At 62.7% G+C, this 7,191-nt stretch carries 9 protein-coding genes; 5 read left to right on the top strand and 4 right to left on the bottom strand.

The genetic code is table 11. The features are described from left to right. The 3 genes from rpsB to EOD07_RS16230 form a co-directional block, all read right to left on the bottom strand. Window positions 1–550: 30S ribosomal protein S2 (gene rpsB / locus EOD07_RS16240; RefSeq protein ID WP_127236188.1), on the bottom strand; the 550-nt coding region annotated here is incomplete at its 3' end. A gap of 202 nt (window positions 551–752) precedes the next feature. Continuing rightward, a complete protein-coding gene (locus EOD07_RS16235) occupies window positions 753–1,031 on the bottom strand; it encodes a DUF4031 domain-containing protein (protein WP_040987257.1) in 279 nt (92 codons plus the stop codon). 83 nt (window positions 1,032–1,114) lie between these two features. Beyond that, complete coding sequence (locus EOD07_RS16230; RefSeq protein ID WP_071029793.1) at window positions 1,115–1,945, bottom strand: cell envelope integrity EipB family protein; 831 nt, start codon at window positions 1,943–1,945, stop codon at window positions 1,115–1,117. A 139-nt stretch (window positions 1,946–2,084) separates the two neighbouring features. On the opposite strand from EOD07_RS16230, the gene EOD07_RS16225 reads away from it, so the two are divergent. The 3 genes from EOD07_RS16225 to EOD07_RS16215 are packed head-to-tail and all read left to right on the top strand — an operon-like array spanning window position 2,085 to window position 4,554. After that, window positions 2,085–2,549 carry a RidA family protein gene (locus EOD07_RS16225; protein WP_041007085.1) on the top strand — a complete coding sequence of 155 codons (465 nt, stop codon included), beginning with the start codon at window positions 2,085–2,087 and terminating at the stop codon, window positions 2,547–2,549. An 8-nt stretch (window positions 2,550–2,557) separates the two neighbouring features. Then, window positions 2,558–3,286, top strand: a complete 729-nt coding sequence (locus EOD07_RS16220) for a glycerophosphodiester phosphodiesterase (RefSeq protein WP_071073604.1) — start codon at window positions 2,558–2,560, stop codon at window positions 3,284–3,286. A gap of 53 nt (window positions 3,287–3,339) precedes the next feature. Next, window positions 3,340–4,554, top strand: coding sequence for a GNAT family N-acetyltransferase (locus EOD07_RS16215; RefSeq protein WP_127236187.1), 1,215 nt, complete (start codon window positions 3,340–3,342; stop codon window positions 4,552–4,554). Between the two features lie 22 nt (window positions 4,555–4,576). On the opposite strand, the gene EOD07_RS16210 is transcribed toward EOD07_RS16215, so the two are convergent. Beyond that, a complete protein-coding gene (locus EOD07_RS16210) occupies window positions 4,577–4,741 on the bottom strand; it encodes a cytochrome oxidase subunit III (RefSeq protein ID WP_116390151.1) in 165 nt (54 codons plus the stop codon). Between the two features lie 194 nt (window positions 4,742–4,935). Between EOD07_RS16210 and EOD07_RS16205 the strand changes: the two genes are divergently transcribed. Together EOD07_RS16205 and EOD07_RS16200 are read left to right on the top strand one after the other, a co-directional pair. Then, window positions 4,936–6,609: a sulfatase-like hydrolase/transferase gene (locus tag EOD07_RS16205; RefSeq protein ID WP_127236186.1), complete on the top strand. Its 1,674-nt coding sequence runs from the start codon at window positions 4,936–4,938 to the stop codon at window positions 6,607–6,609. A gap of 64 nt (window positions 6,610–6,673) precedes the next feature. Continuing rightward, window positions 6,674–7,102 carry an HIT domain-containing protein gene (locus EOD07_RS16200; RefSeq protein WP_127236185.1) on the top strand — a complete coding sequence of 143 codons (429 nt, stop codon included), beginning with the start codon at window positions 6,674–6,676 and terminating at the stop codon, window positions 7,100–7,102. The last annotated feature ends 89 nt before the right edge of the window (window positions 7,103–7,191 follow it).

The following is a 7,191-nucleotide window of genomic DNA, read 5'->3' as shown; positions in this document are numbered from 1 at the left end:
CCGGAATGCCGAGGCGCTTGGCCTCGAGGATGGCGATCGCTTCCTTGTTGGTGTCGATGACGAACATCAGGTCCGGCGTCGAGCCCATGTCCTTGATGCCGCCGAGAGCCTTGTTGAGCTTCTCGCGCTCGCGGTCGAGGTTCAGGCGCTCCTTCTTGGTGAGGCCCTGGGCCTCGCCGGCCAGCGTCTCGTCGAGCTTGCGCAAGCGCTGGATCGAGTTCGAGATCGTCTTCCAGTTGGTGAGCATGCCGCCCAGCCAGCGCGAGTTGACATAGTACTGGGCCGAACGCTGCGCGGCGTCGGCGACGATGTCGGACGCCTGGCGCTTGGTGCCGACGAACAGCACGCGGCCGCCCTTGGCGACGGTGTCGGACACCTGCTTCAGCGCCTGGTGCAGCAGCGGCACCGTCTGCGACAGGTCGATGATGTGGATGTTGTTGCGGGCGCCATAGATGTAAGGCGCCATCTTCGGGTTCCAGCGGTGGGTCTGGTGGCCGAAGTGAACACCAGCTTCCAAAAGCTGGCGCATGCTGAAATCTGGCAGAGCCATTCTTTAGTTCCTTTCCGGTTGGCCTCCACGGACACAGGCATTTCGGACGGGATGTCCTGATGCCACCGGAGGTTTCAGCCGGATTTCTCCCGGGCAGACACCAAAGTCCGTGTGTGGAATGAGCGCGCATATAGAGGGGAAGTCCCATAAACGCAAGCCGGGCGCCGGAAAACGCCCGGACCTGCGGCGATCCGCCCAATTCTCAGCGTTTTACTTTGCCGTTCGGTACCCTGACGCGGCGAAAGATCGCGACGATTTCCTCGCGGCTGCATTCGATGGCGCCGAGCCGGACCGCGCGATCGCGCTCGAAGCCGGTGATATCGTAATGCGGCGCCGACGTCTTGGGCGGCCCTTGATAGGAGGAAAGCTTGAGGCCGAGTTCGGTGGCGAAACGATGCAGCTCATCCGTGTCGTCGGCAAGGAGGTGGCACCAGCGGTGGCCGGCCCATTTCCAGATCGCCGCATCGACATAGACCGCCATCAGGCCCGCCGCATTTGGTAAGCCTCACACATGGCGTTTGAGGGCCAAGCCTGCAAGCCGGATCGGCTGTCGTCGGGAAATCGCTATTTCGAAGCGGGACAAGGCTTGGTCTGGTCGAACAGCGACAGGTTCACCAGCTTGCCGGTCATCGAGAAGTCGCCATAGTCCATGACGAGGTCGCGGGTGATGCCGTTCTCGTGCAGCTTGAAGCTGATCCGGTATTCCGGCACCTCCTCGCCGCTTTTGTCGGTATCGTCGAAATAGGCGATGTCGACCGGCCAGTATTTGTCGGAGGCGAGCTTGGCCAGCGCCGGCGCTTCCGGATCCGTCTTGTCAGATTCGGCCTTCTTGCCGACGATGACGGTGGTGGTCATCACCTTGTTGGCGTCCTCGGAGCCGTCGAACAGGTTGGTCTGGTAGAAATTCTCGCCCTTCTCGGCCTTGCCGATCAGCTCGACCAGATGCTGGGTCGGAAACTGCGTGGCCGCGAGCTCGAGGCTGCTCTTCTCCGGCTTGTCGATATCGACCTTGAGGCCCTTCGCTTCCCTGGTGGCCGTGCCTTTGACCTCCTTGTCGAGGTTCTGGTCGACAAAGGATTTCGTCACGAAGGAAAAGGTCTTGCCTTCGGCGTCCTCGAAAGTGGTCGTCTGCTGGTCGGTCAGCCTGGTGTTGTCGTTGGTGACGATCTGGGTGACGAAGCGGAACTTGACCGTGTAGCCTTCGCAGGCGGAGCCGTTGAACTCGTAGACCATGCGGCCGGTGATGCCGGTTATGCCTGACCGGTCGGAAGCCTTGTTGAGCGTCAGATCGTAGACGGCGCGATGCGCCTGCAGCGCAGGCACCGCAAAGGCCGGCGCCATTGGGAATGCGGCCGAAAGACAGGCGGCGGCAAGAAAAAGGCGCGTTGCGCGCATGCGTTGCTCCGATCGTCGCGGCTGGGGGGCAGGCCGCAGGGAAAGATGGTCCAGCTTAAAAAAAGTCGTGGCGGAAGCGAGGCAAAAATAGCAATTTCGGCCCGGCCAACGCGGCGTCTTCCAGCAATAGGGAAAACCAATGAGCGAAACAATCGAAAAGCGGCTAAGCGATCTTGGCGTCACCATCCCGGCCGCCGCCGCGCCCGCCGCCAACTACGTGCCCTATTGCCGTACCGGCAACACGCTGTTCACCGCCGGCCAGTTGCCGTTGAAGGACGGCAAGCTGCAGGCAAGCGGGCTGCTTGGCCGCGACATCGACACCGCCGCCGGCAAGGAAGGCGCGAAATTCTGCGCCATCAACATCCTGGCGCAGGCCAAGGCGGCCCTTGGCGACCTCGAAAAGATCCGCCGCCTGGTCAAGATCACCGTCTTCGTGGCTTCGGCGCCGGACTTCGTCGAACAGCATCTGGTCGCCAACGGCGCCTCCGACTTCCTGGTCGCCGCGCTCGGCGAGCGCGGCAGGCACGCCCGCTCCGCCGTCGGCACCGCCTCGCTGCCGCTCAACGCCGCGGTCGAGATCGAAGCGATCTTCGAAGTCGAGTGAGGTTCACGATGACCGACCTTTCCTGGCTGATCGCGCGGCCTGTCGCGCATCGCGGCCTTCACGACATGAACAAGACCCGCTGGGAGAACACGCTGTCGGCTTTCGCCGCGGCGGCCGAGCGCGGCTACGCCATCGAATGCGACGTGCATATCTCGTCCGACGGCGTCCCGGTCATCATCCATGACGGCGACCTGAAACGGCTGACTGGCCAGGACGGGTTCGTCTGGCAGCGCACCGCGGCCGAGCTGGCGACGCTCAGGGTCGGCGGCACGAAGGATCATGTGCCGACGCTCAAGGAAGCGCTCGACCTGATCGACGGCCGCGTGCCGCTGGTGGTCGAGCTGAAAGGCGTTCCCGGCCATGATGCGGGGCTGGTGGCGAGCGTCGGCCGGCTGCTCAAGCGCTACAAGGGCAAGGTGGCGATCATGTCGTTCGATCACTGGCTGATCCGCGACTTCGCCAAGGATGCGCCGGGCATCCCCGGCGGGCTGACCGCCTATGGCAGGGACAACCAGTTGATCGAAGCGCATTTCGCCATGCTCGCGCACGACCTCGCCTTCACCTCCTACGCCGCCGGCGACCTGCCCAATCCCTTCGTCAGCTTCGTGCGCGAAAAGCTCAAGATGCCGGTCATCACCTGGACCGTGCATGACCAGCCGGCGGTCGACCTCACCTTCAAATACGCCGACCAGATGACCTTCGAGGGCTTCGAGCCCGATCTGGTCAAGGTCGCCTGAGGAATGCCCAAAACGTGACTTGTAGCCACCTTGAGGACGCTTAAATAAGCCGCATGGATCAAGGCGACGACGACGATGGACGGGCAGCGAACGCGGATTATGCGATCCGCGTGGCGGCGGGCATCGGCGCCTTCACCTGCGAGGAATGGGACGGCTTTGCCGGGACCACGCGCGGCGATAAAGAAAACGGCTACAACCCACTGGTTTCCTTCGCTTTTCTAAGCGCCTTGGAAGACTCCGGCTGCGCTGTCCGGCGCACCGGCTGGCAGGGCCATCACCTGCGACTGGAAACGGCGCAAGGCAGGCTTCTCGGCGCCGTCCCTTGTTATCTGAAGTCGCACAGCCAGGGCGAATATGTCTTCGACCATGGCTGGTCGGACGCCTTCGAGCGCGCCGGCGGGCGCTACTATCCCAAGCTGCAATGCTCGGTGCCGTTCACGCCGGTCACCGGCCCTCGCCTGCTGGTCAGCAAAGGCGAGAACGCGGGCGCCGTGAAGGCCGGCCTCGCCGAAGGCCTGAAACTCGTGACCGACAAGCTCGGCGTCTCTTCCGCGCATGTCACCTTCGCCACCGAGCCCGATGTCGCGACGCTGGAAGCGGCCGGCTTTCTTCACCGCACCGACCAGCAGTTCCACTTCTTCAACGACGGCTTTTCGACCTATGACGACTTCCTCGCCACGCTCGCCTCGCGCAAGCGCAAGGCGATGAAGAAGGAGCGCCGTGAGGCGCTGGTCGACGGCATCTCGATCGACAGGCTGACCGGCAAGGACATCACCGAAAGCGCCTGGGACGATTTCTTCGCCTTCTACATGGATACCGGCGGCCGCAAATGGGGCCGGCCCTATCTCAACCGGCAGTTCTTCTCGCTGATCGGCGAGCGCATGGCCGACGACATTCTTCTGGTGATGGCAAAGCGCAACGGCCGCTACATCGCCGGCGCCATCAACTTCATCGGTTCCGACGCGCTCTACGGGCGCAACTGGGGTTGCATCGAGGACCACCCCTTCCTGCATTTCGAGGTCTGCTACCATCAGGCGATCGATTTCGCCATCGAGCGCAAGTTCAAGGTGGTGGAGGCCGGCGCGCAGGGCGAGCATAAGCTGGCGCGCGGCTACCGGCCGGTGACCATGCATTCGGCGCATTACATTTCGCATCCCGGTCTGCGCAATGCCGTCGCCGACTATCTCAGGCGCGAGCGGCGCGAGGTCGAACGCATGGGCGAATATCTCGAAGAGCACACGCCCTTCCGCAAGGACCTGGAGGAATAGGAGGAACCGTCGGGTCTGGCGGTCAGTGCGGCTTTCCGGCGGCGATCGGAACCAGGAACGAAAAGCAGGCGACCAGGAACAACACGGCGCCGGCGAGCGCCAGCAAATCACCCGCTCGCCATGCCGCGGCGATGAAAAACAGCGCCGACACGATGAACAGCAGCCAACCGGCAACGACCCACTTCATGATTGCTCCGCGCGCGAGATCACCGCATCAGACGACAAATACCGGCTCTCGTGCAATAGCAGGGCGTGCCGTCGAAAGCTGGGTTTAATATTGGCCAAGCAACGAAGCCGGCTCAACGCCTACCGTTTACCGGATTGGTGGAATCCGCTAAGTCATCCCCAGGGGTATTGGTGCGCACGCACCGCGGGGTTGGCATGCTGTCTTTGGCATCTTGGGGCGTCGGGCAATGGCTCGGTGTGGCGGGGCTCGTGGCCGCGCTGCTGTTGACTGTCCGGCTCGAAGGCAAGCCGGGAACATGGCCTATCGGCTTTTCCACCTTCTTTCTTCTGTTTGCTTTCCTGCATCTGCTTTTTCCGGGCGCGGTCGTCGCGCTCTGGATGACGCTCATGCTGACGGCCATCATCGGCATCGCCTCGAAGCTGAAATATCGCTATCTCGGCTTCAATCTCCTGGCCGGAGATCTCTATCATCTGGCCGCGAGCAGCTGGCGCAGCGTCTTTGTGGACAACGCCCGCATGGCGATCCCTGCCCTCTTCGCCGGGGCGGCGATCGTTGCGGTCGGCATGCTTATCGACATGACCCTGGTGGAACAGGCGACGCCGCTCTCGCTGCGTCTTGCATTGTTCGTCGCGGCGGTCCTGATCTATATCGCAGTCTACCGGCTGAGCGGCGGAGCGCCCCGTTTCCGCTTCGACCTGCTCACCAGGGATCGCGCGCATCTTTCCGCCTTCGTGGCGTCATGGCTCGGCGCGGGGCCTTCGCGACGGCCGGGCTTCGTCGACATCACTCCCGATCCGCTGCCGCTTTTGCCGCCTATACCGGCAAAGCGGGAGAACGGCGAGGTTCGGCCGCACATCTTCATGATCCTGCATGAATCGACCTTCGATCCGAGGCATCACGGTGTGCCGATCGACCGCTCTTTCGAACAGTTCTTCTCACCCGCGAACGGTCTGTCAGGGGCTCTGCATGTCGATGTTTTCGGCGGCAGCACGCTGCAGACCGAATTTTCGGTGCTGACCGGCCTGTCCTCGCTTTCCTTTGGAAACGACAGCCGCTTCGTCTTTCATCTGCTCGCCGGGCGGTTGCGCCACTCCTTGCCCTCGGTGCTTTCAGGCATGGGGTATCATGTGTCGCATGTGAGCTGCGACCGTCCCAACTTCGTCAATTGCGATCGTTTCTATAAATCGATCGGGTTCGAGGAGGTCGCCTATGCCCCGACCTTGCCACCGCCCTTCGATCTCGAACGCTGGCGTCGGGAACGTCATGACGAACAGCTTTACAGCCATGCGCTGGGCCGGATTGCGGACCGCTTGGAAAACGAGAAACCCTGTTTCCTCTCGATAATGACGCTGATGAATCACGGCGATCATCGTCGCCGCATTTTTCCTCCCGAGCTTCGGGCCGATGTCCGCCGTGAAGCCGTCGCGCTGACAGGCGATGAGAATTACGGCGAATACGCCGTGCGACTGGCTGAGAGCGTCGAGGCCTATGCCGCGTTTCGCGAGAAACTCGAAACCGCGCTGAAGGGCCGGCCTGCCATCATCGTGCGTTACGGCGATCACCAGCCCTCATTCACGGCCGCCCTCACCGGCCTGCCACCTTCCGACAGAGCCTTGCACAAGACCTTCTACGCGATCGAGTCGATCAACGGCGGGTTGCCCGGCGATCTGGTCGCTCCGGCCGTGCTCGACGCGGCATTCCTGTCGACATTGACCATGTCCGCCGCGTGTCTGCCGCTCGACCCGGTATTCGCGACCAGGATGGCCCTTCTGGCGGACTGTGCAGCGCCCTATTTCGCGAGCGAGTCTGTGCGCAAGAAACGCTTCCACCGAGCTCTTGTCGAAGCCGGCATGGTCGATCTCGCCTGAACGCCTTGCCGCCCATTGGCGCCTTCGCTACACCGGACGGCGAATGCAATTGGGAGTGTCACCCATGGCCGAAGCCTATGATCCCGGCAACATCTTCGCGAAAATCCTGCGCGGCGAGATTCCCTCGCACCGCGTCTATGAGGACGACGCGGTCGTCGCCTTCATGGATGTGATGCCGCAAGGCACGGGGCACACGCTGGTGGTGCCCAAGGCGCCGTCGCGCAACATGCTCGACGCCGATCCGGCAACGTTCGGACCATTGTTTGGCGTCGTGCAGAAAGTTGCGGTCGCGGTGAAAAAGGCCTTCAACGCCGACGGCGTCACCATCATGCAGTTCAACGAGCCGGCTTCCGGCCAAACCGTCTACCATCTCCATGTCCACGTCATCCCGCGTTTCGAGGGTGTACCCTTGAAGCCGCATTCCGGCGAGATGGAGAAGCCGGAGGTCCTAGCCGAGAACGCCGGCAAGATCCGGGCGGCTTTGGGAAGCTGAACTCCCTGGGGCTCAGCCGTCGGCCTACTTGCCCGCGAGGATCTGGAAGGCTGTCGGCTCTGGCCCGTCGATAAGGCGCTGCCGGATCT

The organism is Mesorhizobium sp. M2C.T.Ca.TU.002.02.1.1, assembly GCF_003997225.1.
The sequence above is the reverse complement of the archived record's forward strand: the minus strand, read 5'-3'. Positions and strand labels throughout refer to the sequence as shown.